15 protein-coding genes are annotated in these 18,613 nt (G+C 56.9%); 4 read left to right on the forward strand and 11 right to left on the reverse strand.

The features are described 5' to 3' along the window. Nucleotides 1–75 precede the first annotated feature (75 nt). Together iscR and trmJ are read right to left on the reverse strand one after the other, a co-directional pair. Nucleotides 76–567 carry a Fe-S cluster assembly transcriptional regulator IscR gene (gene iscR, locus BFV63_RS16105; RefSeq protein ID WP_003860665.1) on the reverse strand — a complete coding sequence of 164 codons (492 nt, stop codon included), beginning with the start codon at nucleotides 565–567 and terminating at the stop codon, nucleotides 76–78. A 216-nt stretch (nucleotides 568–783) separates the two neighbouring features. Next, the gene (gene trmJ, locus BFV63_RS16110) at nucleotides 784–1,509 is read right to left on the reverse strand and encodes a tRNA (cytosine(32)/uridine(32)-2'-O)-methyltransferase TrmJ (RefSeq protein WP_003860666.1); all 726 of its coding nucleotides are present in this window, start codon (nucleotides 1,507–1,509) and stop codon (nucleotides 784–786) included. Between the two features lie 132 nt (nucleotides 1,510–1,641). Between trmJ and suhB the strand changes: the two genes are divergently transcribed. Beyond that, nucleotides 1,642–2,445, forward strand: a complete 804-nt coding sequence (gene suhB, locus BFV63_RS16115; protein ID WP_003860668.1) for an inositol-1-monophosphatase — start codon at nucleotides 1,642–1,644, stop codon at nucleotides 2,443–2,445. 61 nt (nucleotides 2,446–2,506) lie between these two features. Here suhB and BFV63_RS16120 read toward each other — a convergent pair whose 3' ends face one another. Continuing rightward, entirely contained in the window at nucleotides 2,507–3,487 is a 981-nt protein-coding gene (locus tag BFV63_RS16120; protein ID WP_045330514.1) for a nickel/cobalt transporter, read from the reverse strand. Further along, the gene (locus BFV63_RS16125) at nucleotides 3,478–4,116 is read right to left on the reverse strand and encodes a DUF1007 family protein (protein WP_048240409.1); all 639 of its coding nucleotides are present in this window, start codon (nucleotides 4,114–4,116) and stop codon (nucleotides 3,478–3,480) included. Before BFV63_RS16125 ends, BFV63_RS16120 begins: the two co-directional genes overlap by 10 nt. A gap of 125 nt (nucleotides 4,117–4,241) precedes the next feature. Between BFV63_RS16125 and csiE the strand changes: the two genes are divergently transcribed. Next, complete coding sequence (gene csiE, locus BFV63_RS16130; RefSeq protein WP_003860672.1) at nucleotides 4,242–5,519, forward strand: stationary phase inducible protein CsiE; 1,278 nt, start codon at nucleotides 4,242–4,244, stop codon at nucleotides 5,517–5,519. Here csiE and BFV63_RS16135 read toward each other — a convergent pair whose 3' ends face one another. Further along, the gene (locus BFV63_RS16135) at nucleotides 5,520–6,659 is read right to left on the reverse strand and encodes a 3-phenylpropionate MFS transporter (protein WP_048240408.1); all 1,140 of its coding nucleotides are present in this window, start codon (nucleotides 6,657–6,659) and stop codon (nucleotides 5,520–5,522) included. A gap of 172 nt (nucleotides 6,660–6,831) precedes the next feature. Here BFV63_RS16135 and BFV63_RS16140 point away from each other — a divergent pair, with 172 nt between their 5' ends. Beyond that, nucleotides 6,832–7,254, forward strand: coding sequence for a DoxX family protein (locus BFV63_RS16140; protein ID WP_003860675.1), 423 nt, complete (start codon nucleotides 6,832–6,834; stop codon nucleotides 7,252–7,254). Between the two features lie 53 nt (nucleotides 7,255–7,307). On the opposite strand, the gene glyA is transcribed toward BFV63_RS16140, so the two are convergent. Beyond that, nucleotides 7,308–8,561 (reverse strand): serine hydroxymethyltransferase, encoded by a 1,254-nt coding sequence (gene glyA, locus BFV63_RS16145; protein ID WP_003860678.1) that lies wholly within the window; start codon nucleotides 8,559–8,561, stop codon nucleotides 7,308–7,310. A gap of 304 nt (nucleotides 8,562–8,865) precedes the next feature. On the opposite strand from glyA, the gene hmpA reads away from it, so the two are divergent. Beyond that, a complete protein-coding gene (gene hmpA / locus BFV63_RS16155; protein WP_048240406.1) occupies nucleotides 8,866–10,056 on the forward strand; it encodes an NO-inducible flavohemoprotein in 1,191 nt (396 codons plus the stop codon). Nucleotides 10,057–10,132: 76 nt separating this feature from the next. On the opposite strand, the gene glnB is transcribed toward hmpA, so the two are convergent. The 5 genes from glnB to purL all read right to left on the reverse strand — a co-directional run bounded on the left by glnB (nucleotide 10,133) and on the right by purL (nucleotide 18,488). After that, complete coding sequence (gene glnB, locus BFV63_RS16160) at nucleotides 10,133–10,471, reverse strand: nitrogen regulatory protein P-II (RefSeq protein WP_003860685.1); 339 nt, start codon at nucleotides 10,469–10,471, stop codon at nucleotides 10,133–10,135. A gap of 80 nt (nucleotides 10,472–10,551) precedes the next feature. Continuing rightward, a complete protein-coding gene (gene glrR, locus BFV63_RS16165) occupies nucleotides 10,552–11,889 on the reverse strand; it encodes a two-component system response regulator GlrR (RefSeq protein ID WP_003860687.1) in 1,338 nt (445 codons plus the stop codon). After that, a complete protein-coding gene (qseG, locus tag BFV63_RS16170) occupies nucleotides 11,886–12,638 on the reverse strand; it encodes a two-component system QseEF-associated lipoprotein QseG (RefSeq protein ID WP_045894651.1) in 753 nt (250 codons plus the stop codon). Before qseG ends, glrR begins: the two co-directional genes overlap by 4 nt. Next, on the reverse strand, nucleotides 12,635–14,068 hold the full coding sequence (gene qseE, locus BFV63_RS16175; protein WP_114079442.1) for a two component system sensor histidine kinase QseE/GlrK: 1,434 nt from the start codon (nucleotides 14,066–14,068) through the stop codon (nucleotides 12,635–12,637). The genes qseG and qseE overlap by 4 nt, the downstream gene beginning before the upstream one ends. 532 nt (nucleotides 14,069–14,600) lie before the next feature. Further along, nucleotides 14,601–18,488, reverse strand: a complete 3,888-nt coding sequence (gene purL, locus BFV63_RS16180; protein ID WP_057059256.1) for a phosphoribosylformylglycinamidine synthase — start codon at nucleotides 18,486–18,488, stop codon at nucleotides 14,601–14,603. Nucleotides 18,489–18,613: the final 125 nt, after the last annotated feature.

Below are 18,613 nucleotides of genomic sequence, written 5' to 3' on the forward strand. Positions count from 1 at the left end.
GCAACCGGCTGGATGTACGACCGAGTACGCGGGGTGTGACCACCCCGGCCTGATTCTGAATACTTATCTTTTTAATTACGCGCGCAGTTTAACGTCGATGGCGTCCTGCGTGCGGGTGCTGCGCTGTGAATCCTGACTATGCTGACGCCCAGAGACATCCAGAACTTCCTGGTTATTCACCAGCTCACCGAGGGTGATGTTGTTCAGGAAGCCGGTCAGACGGTCGCTCAGATCGCGCCACAGCGCGTGGGTCAGGCATTTATCGCCGCCCTGACAGCCGCCTTTACCCTGGCAACGGGTCGCGTCAACGGATTCGTCAACCGCGCTAATCACTTCGCCAACCGCAATACTGCCCGCGTCTTTACCCAGCAGATAACCGCCGCCCGGGCCACGAACGCTGGACACCAGTCCATTTTTACGCAGTCTGGAGAACAGCTGTTCCAGGTAAGAGAGGGAGATCCCTTGTCGTTCAGAAATATCAGCCAACGGAACCGGGCCCGCTTCGGAGTTGAGCGCAACGTCCAGCATCGCGGTCACGGCATAACGCCCTTTAGATGTCAGTCTCATGTCTTACTTAACCTCAAACTCGCCCCTGCCCGGGGTTTTTTATTGTAAAATGGGGGTATTGCATAGCAGGGCCAAGTCTGACATTCCTGACTAAATTGGTCAACTATTTACTTGACTGTTTTAGTCAGGTATTTAACCTTCTGTGCCTTCATAATATAGGTGCGGCCTGATGCCCTCACCCCAGCCCTCTCCCACGGGGAGAGGGGGAAATCGACACTACGCTTTGTTCTTCTGCTCAATCGACGCCAGAATCCCGCGCAGGATGTTCAGCTCCTGGCTTTCCGGGCGGGCGCGGGTGAACATACGGCGCAGCTTGTTCATCACCTGGCCCGGGTGGCCTTCACGGATAAAGCCGGTTGAGAGCAGCGTCTGCTCCAGATGACCGTAGAAGCGCTCCAGATCGTCCACCAGCGGGTAGGCCGTCTCTTCTTTAGGTTCGACCGGTTTCTCCTGCGTCGCCAGCCATGCCATGCGCACTTCGTAGGCAATGACCTGCACCGCCATCGCCAGGTTCAGCGAGCTGTATTCCGGATTGGCGGCAATCGCCACGTGGTAGTGACACTTCTGTAGTTCCTCGTTGGTCAGGCCAACGCGTTCACGACCAAACACCAGCGCAACCGGCGCCTGTTCCGCTTCTGAGATACTTTTCAGGCCGCATTCGCGCGGGTCCAGCATCGGCCAGGGCAGCGTACGGGAGCGCGCGCTGGTCCCCACCACCAGACTGCAACCGGCCAGGGCTTCGTCCAGGGTGTCCACGATCTGCGCATTCCCGATCACGTCGCTGGCGCCGGCCGCCAGAGCAATAGCCTGAGAGTCTGGTTTCACCAGCGGATTAACCAGCCACAGGTTCGTTAAGCCCATGGTTTTCATAGCGCGGGCCACAGAGCCCATGTTGCCGGTGTGCGATGTTTCGACCAGCACGATTCGAATGTTTTGCAGCATAATTTTTAGATGTCTGGATTCAGTGTCTGAAGAATATTCGGGCATATTATCATAAACGAGAGACATAATCCGATCCCGCTGCTATACTCTGCGCCGATTTTCCTGTTCTTTAACATCCAGTGAGAGAGACCGATGCATCCGATGCTGACCATCGCCGTGCGCGCAGCGCGCAAGGCGGGTAATGTAATTGCCAAACACTACGAAACCCCAGACTCCGTAGAAACCAGCCAGAAAGGCAGCAATGATTTCGTGACGAACGTCGATAAAGCCGCAGAAGCGATTATTATCGAAACGATCCGCAAATCTTACCCGCAGCACACCATCATCACCGAAGAAAGCGGTGAACATGAAGGTACCGATCAGGATGTTCAATGGGTTATCGATCCACTGGATGGCACCACCAACTTCGTTAAACGCCTGCCACACTTCTCTGTGTCTATTGCAGTACGCATCAAAGGCCGTACTGAAGTCGCTGTTGTTTACGATCCAATGCGTAACGAACTGTTCACCGCAACCCGCGGTCAGGGCGCGCAGCTGAACGGCTACCGTCTGCGTTGCAGCAATGCACGCGATCTCGACGGCACCATTCTGGCGACTGGCTTCCCGTTCAAGGCGAAGCAGCACGCAACCACCTATATGAATATCCTGGGCAAGCTGTTCACCGAATGCGCGGACTTCCGTCGCACTGGCTCTGCTGCACTGGATCTGGCCTACGTGGCGACCGGCCGCGTTGACGGTTACTTTGAGCTGTCACTGAAGCCGTGGGACTTCGCGGCGGGCGAGCTGATCGCACGTGAAGCTGGCGCGATTGTTTGCGACTTCACCGGCGGCCATAACTATATGTCTACCGGCAACATCGTTGCAGGTAACCCGCGCGTTGTTAAAGCCATGCTGGCAAACATGCGTGATGAACTGAGCGATGCGCTGAAGCGTTAATTCAGTCTGTTAAGCCCGGTGGCGCTACGCTTACCGGGCCTACAACACGCCTCAGATACGGCTAGAAAGGCCGCAACCCCCTTCCCACCGGCAGCGCGCTCATCCACATCGTGACCGCAGCCACCAGCAGAATCACCCCGCCCGCCAACGCAAGCGTCGTCCAGCCAACCTGTCGCCACAATACCGGCGTTTTATTGCCGCTGAGTTTTACCGCCAGCTGACGGAAGCTGTGCACCAGCAAGGCTAACGAAGAGATCGTCAGAGACGTTCCCGCCGCCATCGCCAGCGCCGAGAGCATGCCCCAGCCAAATACGCCTGTCACTTTGCTGAACAACAGCACCATGATTGCGCCCGAGCACGGACGCATCCCCATTGAGAGCACAATCATCAGACGCGCACGCCAGTCGTCACCATTCTGTAATTGTTCCTGCGTCGGCAGATGCTGATGCCCGCACCCGCAGTTTTCATGGTGAACGTGATGCGGCGTAAAGGCTTTGAATTTTGGTTTTTGCAGCAACGCGCGCAATTTTTTCAGCGCCCGCCAGCAGAGGATCAACCCCAGCACGCCTACCAGCGCGTAACTCCCCTTCTCCAGCCAGAAGCTGCTCATATGCAGCTGGCGAGCCGGCAGCTGTAGCAGCGAGAGGACGACCACGACCAGCGCAATCGCCACCCCGCCCTGAAGTAAAGAAGAAGCCAGCGTCAGGCCGATACTCGATTTCAGCTTCGACGGATGCGTGGCAAGCCAGGTCGTGATGACAATTTTGCCGTGCCCCGGTCCCAGGGCATGCAGCACGCCATAGATAAAGCTGAACGCCAGAAGAGCGCCGCCCGCTTTGGTCGGATTTTCCGCCACGGCTTTCAGCAGCACGCTCATCTGCTGATTAACTTCCCGCTGCCAGAGGACGCTTTTCACCATCACCTGCGGCCATGCCTGCCACAGCCAGAGCGCGCCGCCAACCGCTAACAACAAAAAGAGCGCCAGAGGCCAGAGGTGTAGCCAGCGACGCGGCTTACTGACGGGAGAGGAGATCACTGACATTGTAACGTCACCTCCTGCGCGAACTGTTTACCCAGCTCCATGTCCTCAGGCGGGGCATCTGCTTTATCCAGCGAGATCGCAAAGTTCAGCGTCTCTTCGCTGGGTTTAGGGGTGTGCACGCCAATTTTGCAGCTTTTTTGCAGCGCGTCCGGCAGCCGTACGTCGCTGTCTTTGTCATAGCGCATATCGACATAGTAGGTAGGGTCAAAAGTGGAAAAGCGGTACGTTTGCCCGGCCAGCGGCTGAGGATGCGCCAGCGCAAGCACGAACGTCAGCACCGCCTGATGACCTTCGCGGGTCATGCCGTACTCCGTGGGACGGTTAAGAAATTTCACCTTTTGTCCGTTGTGCCAGAACTCGGTGAAGTAGTGCTGACCCAGCACGTTGGCCATCACCTCCGCCGCCAGCTTTTTCCAGATCTCATCGCCGGGCTTTGCGTTTCCGGCATCGTACAGCAGGTCGGCGGAGGTGATTTCATCCATCGTCCAGTGCATCTTCAGGCCACTGAGCTGCGTGCCGTCCGTCACCAGTTCGGTTTTCAGGCTGATAAAACTGTGAGGATGTGCGCCGGCGGCGAAAGTGAAAACCGCCAAAAATAACGCTACCGCGCTTTGTTTAACTATTTGCATCTGTTCCTCACGTCAAAAATTCTGTGATGTTCGCCAGCAATCCTGAGTGAAAGGCCTGCCGGTGCGCTTTTCAGCGCCCATCCTTTAGCTATTCTTATCAAACATTCACACTGGATACCCGACAGATGATGACGACGCTTGAAATTCCATCTGTGCTTTCCAGTTCGCAGCGCCGCTGCCAGGTGCTTTTGATGCTTTACCTGCCCGATGCTGCCGTCACCGCACAGAGCATAATCGCTGCCAACGGCGTGGACGACGTCATGGCACGGCAAGATATAGCCGAGACGCGCGATGAAATCCAGCGCTATCATCGGCTTGATATCGTCACGCACCATGATGGCTGCTACCGAATTGAGGGTTCCGCCCTTAATCAACGTTTGTGCCTGCTGCACTGGCTGCGCAGGGCGCTTCGGCTCTGTCCACATTTTGTCGCCCAACAGTTTACCCCTGCCTTAAAAACCGCGCTCAAACAGCACGGCATTGCCCGCCCGCTTTATGACGATGCGAACCTTCGGGCGCTTATCAACTTTTGTGCGCGCAAGCTTCAGCGCCAGTTTGAGTCCCGCGACGTACAATTTTTACAGCTCTATCTGCAATATTGTCTGATTCAGCATCATCTGGGCAATACGCCGGAGTTTTCGCCCGTTCAGCGCAGCTGGACGCAGTCCCGAGGGGAATACTTTACGGCGCAGGAAATTGTCCGCCACTGGAAACGGCGCGTCCCGCAGGGAACGCACAGCGATGAACAGCTGTTCCTGGCGCTGCTGTTTATGATGCTTCGCACACCCGACCCGGTGATGGATAAACACCAGCAGGATCAGCGCCTGCGTCGCGCCATCGTGCGTATGATTGCCCGCTTCCGGGCGCAAACCGGGATGAACTTCAGCGATGAGCAAGGGCTGACCGATCAGCTTTATATCCATCTGGCTCAGGCGCTGGACCGCTCCTTATTTGACATCGGCATCGACAACAGTCTGCCGGAAGAGATCCACCGTTTATACCCCCGGCTGCTGCGCACCACTAAAGAGGCGCTGTTTGAGCTGGAAGCCGAATTTGGTCTGCGATTCTCCGGTGAAGAGATGGCTCTGGTGGCGGTGATTTTTGGTGCCTGGCTGATGCAGGAGACCGACCTGCATGAAAAACAGGTGGTCCTGTTAACGGGGGAAGATAAAGCCTGCGAAGAGTTAATTGAGCAGCAGCTTCGCGAGCTGACGCTTCTGCCGCTCAATATTCGTTATCTTAGCCTGGAGGCGTTTAAGAAGGAGGGCGCCCCCCGCGAGGCAGCGCTGGTCATTACGCCTTATCCAACCGCCCTGCCGCTGTTCTCGCCGCCGCTCATTCATGCCGTTGAGACCCTGAACACGCAGCAGCAGGAACACATTCGCGTTATGCTCGAATCGTAGTTACGTGCGAGCAGCGACTTTAGGGCGAATAACGATGGCCGGTAAAGCGACCAGCGCCATCACCCAGAACACACCGTGCCCCAGGTGCTGATAGAGGAAACCGGCAAATACGGTCATCACCGCAATACTGCCGCCCATCGCCACCGCTGAATAGACCGCCTGAAGACGAATAACGTCCCCACCCTCTCGCGCCGCGATGTAGCGCATCGCCGCCAGATGGCAGACGGTGAAGGTTCCACAGTGCAGAATTTGCGCCATAATCAGCCACGGCAGCTCCGTCGTCCAGCCCATGATGCCCCAGCGCGCCACGCCGCACACGGCGGAAAGCAGCAGCAGGTCACGCGCCCCGAAACGACGGAACAGTTTTTGGCTCAGCGCGAAGATAATAACCTCCGCCACCACGCCGAGCGACCACAGGTAGCCTACCGCAGAAGCCGAGTAACCCGCCCCCTGCCAGTAGATGGCGCTGAAGCCATAATAGGCCGCATGCGCCCCCTGAAGCAGACAGACGCAGGCCAGGAAACGCCAGCTTTGCGCCACCAGCGAGCGCCAGGCGGGCCAGCCGGCGCTCTCCTGATGGCGGCTTTCGCCCTGCGGCATCACCGACGGACGCAGCAACATACCGAGCAGCATTGAGGCGATGCCGAGCGTTAGCAGCGCCAGAATGGCACGATAGTCATAGAGGCTGACCAGTTTCCCGACCAGCGCAGAGCCGATCACGAAGGCAATCGATCCCCACAGGCGCACGCGGCCATAGTCCATGGTGATCTGCTTTTGCCAGGTGTTCGCCAGGGCATCCGTCAGCGGCACCAGCGGGGAGAAGAACAGATTAAAGCCAACCATTACCACCATCAGCCAGGCAAACTGGTGGCTAACCCAGAAGCAGACTGCAAAGACCAGCGTCAGCAGGGCCAGAATTCGCACCGCTTTAATCAGTAAGGAGGGATCGCTGACGCGGGGCGCAATCAGCAGACTACCCAGGAAGCGTGCCACCAGCCCCGCGCCCAGCAGGATGCCAATGGTCTCAGGCGTCAGACCAATTCCCTTGAGCCAGACGCTCCAGAAAGGCAGAAAAATACCGTAACTAAAGAAATAGGTGAAATAGCTGAGCGCCAGCCAGCGCGTGGAATGCAAGACCATGAATCCCTCCCGAAATGGAGGCGATAGTCTGGCGTTAATCCCTGACTTTAGCAAGTCGTTAGCGCGCTATAAATTAACTAACAATTAACATCATCACCAGCCGGACAGCGTATGGCGAGAGCGGTAAAACTGTATTACGTTTATAAGACATCGCCTGAAGAGGTCGTTTGCCATGAACAGCTTACGTTATTTCGATTTCGGCTCCTCTCGTTCTCTCCTGCTTTTAATTGCCCGCATTGCTATCGTGGTCCTGTTTATTATTTTCGGTTATCCCAAGCTGACGGGGTTTAGCGGCACCGTTCAGTATATGACGTCGCTCGGCGCCCCCATGCCCATGCTGGCCGCGATTATTGCGGTGGTGATGGAAGTCCCCGCCGCGATTCTAATCGTGCTGGGCTTTTTCACCCGCCCTCTCGCGGTGATCTTTGTCTTCTATACGCTGGGAACGGCGGTGATTGGTCACCACTACTGGGATATGACGGGCGATGCGGTCCTGCCAAATATGATTAACTTCTACAAAAATGTGAGTATCGCTGGCGCATTTATTTTGCTGGCGATTACCGGGCCGGGGGCCATCTCCCTCGATCGACGTTAGCCCATAAAAAAAGGCCGCATGAGCGGCCTTTTTCAGTTCTGCAACGCAGAGAATTATGCGTACACCGGGAAGCGTGCGCAGATGTCCAGCACTTTACCTTTAACGCGCTCGATAACCGCGTCGTCATTGATGTTGTCCAGAACGTCACACATCCAGCCCGCCAGCTCTTTTACTTCCGCTTCTTTAAAGCCACGACGAGTTACGGCCGGAGAACCGATACGGATACCGGAGGTCACGAACGGGCTCTTCGGATCGTTTGGCACGCTGTTTTTGTTCACGGTGATGTTGGCGCGGCCGAGGGCTGCGTCAGCTTCTTTACCGGTCAGATTCTTATCAACCAGGTCCAGCAGAAACAGGTGGTTTTCAGTCCCGCCAGAGACCACTTTGTAGCCACGATTCAGGAACACTTCCACCATCGCTTTGGCGTTTTTAGCAACCTGCTGCTGATAAACCTTGAACTCTGGCTCCATCGCTTCTTTCAGCGCGACGGCTTTCGCGGCGATAACGTGCATCAGCGGGCCGCCCTGGGCGCTTGGGAATACGGCGGAGTTCAGCTTTTTGTACAGCTCTTCGTCACCGCCTTTCGCCAGGATCAGCCCACCGCGTGGACCCGCCAGGGTTTTGTGGGTGGTGGTGGTCACAACGTGCGCATGTGGAACCGGGTTCGGGTAAACGCCTGCCGCAATCAGACCGGCAACGTGCGCCATGTCGACGAACAGGTACGCGCCGATGCTGTCAGCGATTTCACGCATTTTTGCCCAGTCAACGATGCCAGAATAAGCAGAGAAACCACCGATGATCATCTTCGGCTTGTGCTCTTTGGCCTGCTTCGCCATATCTTCGTAGTCAATTTTACCGGACTCATCAATACCGTAAGGGATGATGTTGTACAGTTTGCCAGAGAAGTTAACCGGGGAGCCGTGAGTCAGGTGGCCGCCCTGCGCCAGGTTCATACCCAGAACGGTATCGCCCGGCTGCAACAGCGCGGTGTAAACAGCGAAGTTAGCCTGAGAGCCAGAGTGCGGCTGGACGTTCGCGTAGTCAGCGCCAAAGAGTTCTTTCGCACGGTCAATCGCCAGCTGCTCAACGATATCAACGTATTCGCAACCGCCGTAATAGCGCTTGCCCGGATAACCTTCAGCATATTTGTTGGTCAGCTGAGAACCCTGCGCCTGCATCACGCGCGGGCTGGTGTAGTTTTCGGAGGCGATCAGTTCGATGTGCTCTTCCTGACGTACTTTTTCCTGCTCCATAGCCTGCCACAGTTCGGCATCATAATCGGCAATGTTCATTTCACGCTTTAACATCCGCATCTCCTGACTCAGCTAACAAGTAAATTTTTGGCCTGAAAAGGCAGTCCTGTTGGACGACGGGCAACAGTATAACTGAATAGTTCTGCGATAACAGGTCTTGACAAACGATTTTACGCAAACGTTTACCTCCACGCCACGCAAGGGTTTGAGCAATAAAGCTCTCGCCATTCTCGACGGATTTCTTTTCAGCTTTGTGATGCATATTTTTCACGTTGCAAAGAACCATTTACATTGCAGGGGTATTTTTATAAGATGCATATAAAATACATCATTAAAGTAACATCAGAAGGAAGCTGCTATGCTCGACGCCCAAACCATCGCTACCGTAAAAGCCACAATCCCCCTGCTGGTTGAAACGGGTCCTAAACTGACCGCCCATTTCTACGATCGCATGTTCGCGCATAACCCGGAGCTCAAAGAGATTTTCAACATGAGCAACCAGCGTAACGGCGATCAGCGCGAAGCGCTGTTTAACGCTATTGCCGCCTATGCCAGCAACATCGAAAACCTGCCGGCTCTGCTGCCTGCGGTGGAAAAAATCGCGCAGAAGCACACCAGCTTCCAGATCAAACCTGAGCAGTACAACATCGTCGGCAGTCACCTGCTGGCGACCCTGGACGAAATGTTCAGCCCGGGCCAGGAAGTACTGGATGCCTGGGGGAAGGCCTATGGCGTACTGGCAAACATATTCATCAACCGTGAAGCACAGATCTACAGCGAAAACGCCAGCAAGAATGGCGGCTGGGAAGGCACGCGCGCCTTCCGCATCGTTGAGAAAACCCCGCGCAGCGCACTGATCACCAGCTTTGAGTTTGAGCCAGTTGACGGTCAGCCAGTTGCCGATTACCAGCCGGGCCAGTATCTGGGCGTCTGGCTGAAGCCTGAAGGCTTCCCGCATCAGGAGATTCGCCAGTACTCCCTGACCCGCAAGCCAGACGGCAAAGGCTATCGCATTGCGGTTAAACGTGAGGAAGGTGGTCAGGTATCCAACTGGCTCCATAACGAAGCCAGCGTGGGCGACGTGGTCCATCTGGCGGCACCGGCGGGCGATTTCTTTATGGCCGTTGAAACGAATACCCCGGTGACGCTGATCTCCGCAGGCGTGGGTCAGACGCCAATGCTGGCGATGCTGGATACGCTGGCGAAAGCAAACCACAGCGCGCAGGTTAACTGGTTCCACGCGGCGGAGAACGGTGATGTTCACGCCTTCGCGGACGAGGTGAAAGCGCTGGGAGCGGGTCTGCCACACTTTACCGCGCATACCTGGTATCGTTTACCCACGGAAGCCGACCGCGCAGCGGCTCGTTTCGACAGCGAAGGCCTGATGAATTTAGGGCAGCATGAAGGGGCGTTCAGCGCACCGGGGATGCAGTTCTACGTTTGTGGGCCGGTAGCGTTTATGCAGTATGCCGCGAAGCAGCTGGTAGACCTGGGCGTGAATAAAGACAACATTCATTACGAATGTTTCGGCCCGCATAAAGTGCTGTAATGCAAAAAGCCCCTCAACGAGGGGCTTTTTTTTCGCCGGGTGGCAGCTGCGCCTTACCCGGCCTACCAAATCTTTTTTAAATCGCCGCGTCGTCTTCTTCGCCGGTACGGATACGGATCACGCGCGCCACGTCAAAGACGAAGATTTTCCCGTCGCCAATTTTACCGGTCTGCGCCGTGCGGATGATGGTATCCACACAGGTATCGACGATATCATCGCTCACCACGATCTCGATTTTCACTTTCGGCAGAAAGTCCACCATGTACTCTGCGCCACGGTATAGCTCGGTGTGGCCCTTCTGACGACCAAAACCTTTCACTTCAGTTACGGTCATCCCGGTGATGCCTACTTCTGCCAGCGCTTCACGTACATCATCCAGTTTGAAAGGTTTAATAATCGCATCAATCTTTTTCATGGTGGGTCCTTAAACTCTTGCCAGTAAGCAGCCTCGTAATCGGTTGCTCACAGTATCATATTCAGGCGAATTTTGCGGTATTACTCTTTAAAATCGTTCGCTTCCAGCTCGTGGCGTGAAAGCAATTTATAAAACTCGGTACGGTTACGCCCGGCCATGCGCGCCGCATGGGTTACGTTGCCTTTGGTGATTTGCAGCAGCTTGCGCAGATAGTTCAGCTCGAACTGGTTTCGCGCTTCCGCAAACGTCGGTAAGGCCGTGTTTTCCCCCTCGAGCGCCTGCTCCACCAGCGCATCGCTGATCACCGGCGATGACGTCAGCGCCACGCACTGCTCAATCACGTTCACCAGCTGGCGTACGTTGCCCGGCCAGCTTGCCGTCATCAGGCGTTTCATCGCATCGGTGGAGAACGCGCGCACGAATGGTTTGTGGCGGTCAGCGGCCTGGCGCAAAAGGTGATTTGCCAGCAGCGGGATATCTTCCGCACGCTCGGCCAGCGCCGGGATTTTCAGGTTGACGACATTCAGTCGATAGTAGAGATCTTCGCGGAACTCGTTGCGCGCCATCACCTTGGGCAAATCGCGATGGGTAGCGGAAATAATGCGCACGTTGATATCGATATCGCGGTTGCTGCCAAGCGGACGCACTTTCCGCTCCTGCAACACGCGCAGCAGTTTGACCTGCAACGGCGCGGGCATATCGCCAATTTCATCAAGGAACAGCGTGCCCCCCTCAGCCGCCTGGAACAGCCCTTCACGGCTGCTCACCGCGCCGGTAAAGGCGCCGCGGGCATGGCCGAAGAGCTCAGACTCAAGCAGTTGTTCCGGCAGCGCGCCACAGTTGATGGCAATAAAGGCATTTTTACTGCGTGGGCTGGCGTTGTGGATCGCCTGGGCCAGGATCTCTTTCCCGGTCCCGCTCTGGCCGTTGATCAGCACGCTAACGTCGGATTGCGCCACCATCCGCGCCTGTTCCAGCAGGCGCAGCATCACAGGGCTACGCGTCACGATGGATTCACGCCAGCCGTCGTCGCCGGATGGCGCAGCGTGCTCAAGAGCACTGTCGATCGCTTTATAGAGGGCGTCTTTATCCACCGGTTTGGTGAGGAAGCTGAATACCCCCTGCTGCGTCGCGGCCACCGCATCAGGAATAGATCCGTGAGCGGTGAGGATAATCACCGGCATCCCGGGCTGCTGCTTCTGGATCTCCGTGAACAGTTGCAGGCCATCCATTTCATCCATGCGCAAATCGCTGATCACCAGATCGATTTTCTCGCGGCTGAGCACTTTCAGCCCCTCCTGCCCGCTTTCAGCGGTGACCACGCTGTAGCCTTCGCTGACCAGACGCATCCCCAGCAGCTTTAACAGCCCGGGATCGTCATCCACCAGTAACAGATGGGCAGGTTTACGGCTTGTCATGGCTTCACATCCTCTTGTTTCGGCGTCTCACTGTCTGGCGTCGTGGCAGAGTTGCCTTTCGACCCATCGGGCAGATAGCTGCCTGCCGGCTTACGCGTCGAGAGCTGTCTTTCGATATCGGTCAGATTTTCGAGCTTGCGGGTGGTGGTTTCCAGCTGCTCGCGCAGCGACTCCTGCTGCTGGCGAAGCGCATCAAGCTCGCTGTCGCTCGACTGCTGCAATTTGCTGTAGCGGAAACGCTCTTCGGACAGCTGTAATTGCAGGGTTTGTCCGTCCCGCCAGAGCTGATAAACCGGGCGCACCTGGGGGGGAATATTGATCACGTAAGTATCCAGCCGCGTCACGTTGGCGCGGCGTTCGACAGGCGTGATTCTGGCATCCGCCATCACGATCCCGCGTTTAAACGCGTCCTGCCAGGTATCGTCCATCAGCATCGCCGCCTGGGCACGGGCCTCGGCGGGCGCCAGTCGCTGGGCGCAGTCTATTCCGCGCAGCCAGAACAGCGGATTGGATTCAACATCACGCCCCGACAGGCTCCAGATATCATCGCAACGTGTTGAAAGGAAATCGGCCAGCTGTTGTTGCGGCCATTTATCTTCCTGTTTGTGGCTAATCGCACTTTTTGGTGCATGGGTTACACAGCCGGCCAGCAGTAAGCAGGGCAGGCTGAGGCGCACATTTTTGCTGGAAAACACCGCGCGCAGTGCGCGGTAAAAGACGTGTGACATACTCACCAGGTTGTTATTCATTTCATTGATTTTTCCGGCTCAAGAGGCAGTTCGATACGAAAACAGACATCGGCGCGTTCATCACTCACGATGTTAAGCTCACCCTGCATGCGTCGTATGCAGTCGCGGGCAATACTCAGCCCCAGACCACTTCCTTTTACCGCACCTTTTCGCTGATGACTCCCCTGGAAGAAGGGCTCAAAGATCATCGTTTTTTCATCATCCGGAATCGGGCTTCCCGTATTCGCTACGTCAATAAATACCCGCGAACCGTTGTTATTGCTTCTGATATAAATGGTACCGGATTCAGTACCATAGTGCACCGCATTGGAATAAAGATTATCCAGTACGCTCATTAGGAGCATCGGCTCTGCCAGGCAGGATGGCGCATTGAGATCCACCTGGGTATGCATCATTTTAGCTCTTGCTGGCAGGCTATGGGCGGAGATCACCATGTCCACCAGCGGTTCAATCTCAACGCTTTCAAGCACCACAGCACCATCCGCCAGCTTGCGGTTATAGTCCAGCAGTTGTTCAATAAGTTTTTGTAAATTGCGGCTACTGGCATCCAGAATCGCCACGATCTCTTTTTGCTCAGGGGTTAACGGTCCCGCTACTTCGTCTGCCAGCAGCTCCGTGCCTTCACGCATACTGGCCAGCGGTGTTTTGAGTTCGTGTGAGATATGGCGCAGGAACTGATGACGCTGCGATTCCAGCCACGCCAGGCGTTCAGAAAGCCAGATGATGCGCTGACCGACCGAGCGCAGCTCGCGCGGGCCTTTAAAAACAACCGTATCCCCGAGAGATTTGCCCTCCCCCAGGCGGTTAATCATCCGCTGGATCCCCTTTACCGGGCCGATGATCATGCGGGTAAAGAGCAGTACCAGCCCAAGGCTGACGAGGAACAGCACCAGCGCCTGCCAGCCGAAGAACTGGCCGCGCTCGGCAATCTCCTGCTGGAGTTGTTGACCACGGGAAAAGATAACCGTACGGGTGGACTGCACCATCTCCGTATTGGCGTTCGCGAAGGCTTCAAGTCGGGCGGCGGCGGCGGCATCAGGACCGCTGTTTTTGCACTGGAGCTGCGCCAGATCGTTCAGATCCTGACGCAGCGCCTGATAGAGTTTGTCATCCGGCAAGACCCCGGCATGGGCATCCAGCATTTCGCTGTAGCGTTTACGCTGGTTCTGATAGACGCTCTCCAGCGTACGGTCGTCCAGCACGCAGTACTGGCGATAGCTACGCTCCATCTCCAGCGCGGCGTTGGTCATTGCCTCGCTACGGCGGGCATCAATAAGCGTGGTGCGGTTAGTCAGGGCCGCCTGGGCACTTAACGCATTCAGGCTTTGCCATGCCTGCCACGCCAGAACCAGCAAAGGTAGCAGGATCAGCAGGAAGGCCATCATAACGAGCTGTCGCAGGGAGCGAGGGAAAGCGGGCCAGCGTTTCAACACATTACTCTCATCATCCGGGTTTGAGGAGAGCGTAACTGAGTCTGCCCTTCAGATACAACAAAGCCGGGTAAAAACCCGGCTTTGTCATGGAATAAGGCGGTGCCTAACTCGACGTTTCGCCCTGGCCTGATAAAGCATTGCAATAATCAGTAGTTGGACGGCAGGCACCTTTTTGTGCGTCATTCGAAGTTTATGTAGCACGTCCCGAAGGGGCTGACATAAGAAGGTGAATGAGCCACTGGCTACTATTATGCAACATGCGTGCCAGATTGCAAACTTTGATACTATCCTTATGATTAATAATTGTTTTATTATTAAAATGCATTGCTTGTCAGGTGAATGATTTCCAGGCTAAGTGTCGCTATTAAGCAACACCTTAATGGAAACCTGTCCTGCCATAGATAAATCAACAATTTATATGTCTCTTATTGGAGACACTCAATCCAGAGGATTGTCGCAATTTTGCGACAGGTACAAAAAAGCCCGGTGGCGCTCGCGCTTACCGGGCCTACAGTCAGGGCGTTGAAACTTAACCCAGTTGTTTACGCGCGTTGCGGAAAATGCGCATCCACGGGCTGTCCTCGCCCCAGTTTTCCGGGTGCCAGGAGTTGCTCACGGTGCGGAAGACACGCTCCGGGTGCGGCATCATGATCGTCACCCGACCGCTTTCGCTGGTGACCGCGGTAATGCCATTTGCCGAACCGTTCGGGTTAGCCGGATAGGTTTCGGTGACCTTGCCGAAGTTATCAACAAAGCGCAGCGCCACCAGTCCTTTGCTTTCAAGCTGAGCCAGGTGCGCTGCATCACGCACTTCAACCTGACCTTCACCGTGCGAAACCGCGATTGGCATCTGTGAACCGACCATTCCCTGCAACAGCAGAGACGGGCTTTGGGTCACTTCTACCAGGCTGAAGCGCGCTTCGAAGCGGTCAGACTGGTTACGCACAAAGCGCGGCCAGGCTTCGCTGCCCGGGATCAGCTCGCGCAGGTTAGACATCATCTGACAGCCGTTACACACGCCCAGCGCCAGCGTCTGCGGACGGTGGAAGAAGGTTTCGAACTCGTCACGCACGCGGCTGTTGAACAGAATAGACTTCGCCCAGCCTTCGCCCGCGCCCAGCACGTCACCGTAGGAGAACCCCCCGCAGGCAACCAGCGCCTGGAAATCATCCAGCCCGGTACGCCCGGCCAGCAGGTCGCTCATGTGGACGTCGATGGCATCAAAGCCCGCGCGGTGGAAGGCCGCAGCCATCTCAACGTGGGAGTTAACGCCCTGCTCGCGCAGCACCGCCACTTTCGGACGCGCACCGGTCGCAATGTACGGCGCAGCGATGTCTTCATTGATGTCGAAGGAGAGCTTCACGTTGAGGCCTGGATCGTTGTCGTTCGCCTTCGCGTTGTGTTCCTGATCGGCGCATTCCGGGTTGTCACGCAGCCGCTGCATCTGCCAGGTGGTTTCTGCCCACCACATGCGCAGCGTGGTGCGGCTTTCGCTGAACACAGCGTGACCGTCGGCCTCAATGACGAAGCGGTCGCCCTGAACGGCTTTCCCCAGATAGTGGACGCAGTCTGCCAGACCGTGCTTCGCCAGAATCGCTTCCACCGCCTCGCGGTCTGCGGCGCGAACCTGAATCACCGCACCCAGCTCTTCGTTAAACAGCGCCGCCAGGCGGTCTTCGCCAAGCGTTGCAATGTTCGCTTCCACGCCGCAGTGGCCGGTGAAGGCCATCTCTGCCAGGGTCACCAGCAGGCCGCCGTCGGAACGGTCGTGGTAGGCCAGCAGCTTGCGCTGTGCCACTAGCGCCTGAATTGCGTCGTAGAAGCCTTTTAGCTGGGCGACGTCGCGCACGTCGGCTGACTTGTCGCCAAGTTGACGGTAAACCTGCGCCAGCGCGGTGGCGCCCAGGGCGTTATGGCCTTTGCCGAGGTCAATCAACAGCAGGGCGTTATCTTCAGTGGAAAGCTGCGGCGTAACGGTATGACGTACGTCTTCCACGCGCGCAAACGCGGTGATCACCAGCGACAGCGGAGAGGTCATCTCGCGCTGCTCGTTACCCTCCTGCCAGCGGGTTTTCATCGACATGGAGTCTTTACCCACCGGAATGGTCAGGCCGAGGGCTGGGCACAGTTCCTCACCCACCGCTTTCACGGCTTCATACAGGCCGGCGTCTTCACCAGGGTGACCGGCTGCCGCCATCCAGTTCGCGGAAAGTTTGATACGTTTGATGTCGCCAATCTGCGTCGCCGCGATGTTGGTCAGCGCTTCACCAACCGCCAGTCGTGCAGAGGCGGCGAAGTCCAGCAGCGCCACTGGGGTGCGTTCGCCCAGCGCCATCGCTTCGCCGTAGTAGCTGTCGAGGCTCGCGGTGGTCACGGCGCAGTTAGCGACCGGGATCTGCCACGGGCCAACCATCTGATCGCGGGATACCATACCGGTAACGGTACGGTCGCCGATGGTCACCAGGAAGGTTTTCTCTGCCACAGCAGGCAGGTGCAGCACGCGGTTGACCGCTTGTGCCACGGTGATGCCCTGGCGATCCAGCGCTTTGCCCGCCGCTTTACGGGTGGTTACGTCGCGGGTCATCTTCGGCGTTTTGCCGAGCAGCACGTCCAGCGGCAGATCGATCGGCTGGTTGTCGAAATGGGTGTCACTCAGAGTCAGGTGCTGCTCTTCGGTCGCTTCACCGATGACGGCATACGGCGCGCGCTCGCGGCGGCACAGCTCGTCAAACAGCGGCAGCTGATCCGCCGCAACGGCCAACACGTAGCGCTCCTGGGATTCGTTACACCAGATTTCCAGCGGGCTCATGCCAGGCTCATCGCTCAGGATGTCACGCAGGTTGAAACGACCACCGCGGCCGCCGTCGCTCACCAGCTCCGGCATGGCGTTGGACAGACCGCCCGCTCCTACGTCGTGGATAAAGAGAATCGGGTTAGCATCGCCCAGCTGCCAGCAGCGGTCGATCACTTCCTGACAGCGACGCTCCATCTCCGGGTTGTCACGCTGCACGGACGCGAAGTCAAGATCCGCATCAGACTGACCGGAGGCCATCGAAGAGGCCGCACCGCCGCCCAGACCGATATTCATCGCCGGGCCGCCGAGCACGATCAGCTTCGCGCCGACGACGATCTCGCCTTTTTGCACGTGATCGGCACGGATGTTGCCGATCCCGCCCGCCAGCATGATCGGTTTGTGGTAGCCGCGCAGCTCTTCGCCGTTGTGGCTGTCCACTTTCTCTTCATAGGTACGGAAGTAACCGTTCAGCGCCGGACGACCAAATTCGTTGTTAAACGCCGCGCCGCCCAGCGGGCCTTCGGTCATGATATCCAGCGCGGTCACGATGCGCTCTGGCTTGCCGAAATCTTCTTCCCACGGCTGTTCAAAGCCCGGGATACGCAGGTTGGAGACGGAGAAACCGACCAGACCCGCTTTTGGTTTCGCGCCGCGACCGGTCGCCCCTTCGTCACGGATTTCACCGCCGGAGCCGGTCGCCGCACCCGGCCATGGGGAGATCGCCGTCGGGTGGTTGTGGGTTTCCACTTTCATCAGGATATGCGCGGGCTCCTGATGGAAGTCATAGCGCCCTGCTTCGCGATCGGCGAAGAAGCGGCCCACCTCGGAACCTTCCATCACCGCGGCGTTGTCTTTATAGGCAGACAGCACGTGGTCAGGGGTTTGCTCCATGGTGTTTTTGATCATTTTGAACAGCGACTTCGGCTGCTGTTCGCCGTCGATAATCCAGTCGGCGTTGAAAATCTTGTGGCGGCAGTGCTCGGAGTTGGCCTGCGCGAACATATACAGTTCGATGTCGTTCGGGTTGCGATTCAGCTTAACGAATGCATCCTGAAGGTAGTCGATTTCATCCTCTGCGAGTGCCAGACCAAGACGCAGGTTTGCGTCAATCAGCGCCTGACGGCCCTGCCCCAGCAGATCCACGCTCTGTACCGGCGCAGGCTGATGGTGGGAGAACAGTTTCTGCGCATCATCCAGAGAGTCAAACACGCTCTCCATCATGCGGTCGTGCAGTTCAGCCGCAACCGCCTGCCACTGCGCGTCGCTCAGGGTAGAGGCTTCCACGTAGTACGCCACACCGCGCTCCAGACGGTTAATCTGGTTCAGGCCGCAGTTGTGAGCGATGTCTGTTGCTTTGGAAGACCAGGGGGAGATGGTGCCAGGGCGTGGCGTGGCGAGGATTAATTTGCCGGTCGGCGTATGGCTGCTCAGGCTTGGGCCATATTTAAGCAGACGTTCCAGCTGTACGCGCTCCTCTGCATTCAGGGGGGCATTCAGGTCAGCAAAATGGACATACTCAGCGTAAATATTGCTTACCGGAAGGTCGGCCGCCTGAAAACGTGCCAGCAGTTTGGTAATACGGAAGGCAGACAGTGCAGGCGAACCACGCAGAATTTCCATCATAAGTCTCTCGTCTTCGAAGCGCCGGGGCGCTTACAGTGTGCGCAAGGGGGGAAAACGGGCGTCATTATAGAGAATCCTGAGCGCCGACGAAACCGTTTGCGTCGAAATAAAATCAACCTTTATGT

Origin of the sequence: Enterobacter hormaechei subsp. xiangfangensis, from assembly GCF_001729785.1 — a bacterium.
GTDB lineage: Bacteria > Pseudomonadota > Gammaproteobacteria > Enterobacterales > Enterobacteriaceae > Enterobacter > Enterobacter hormaechei_C.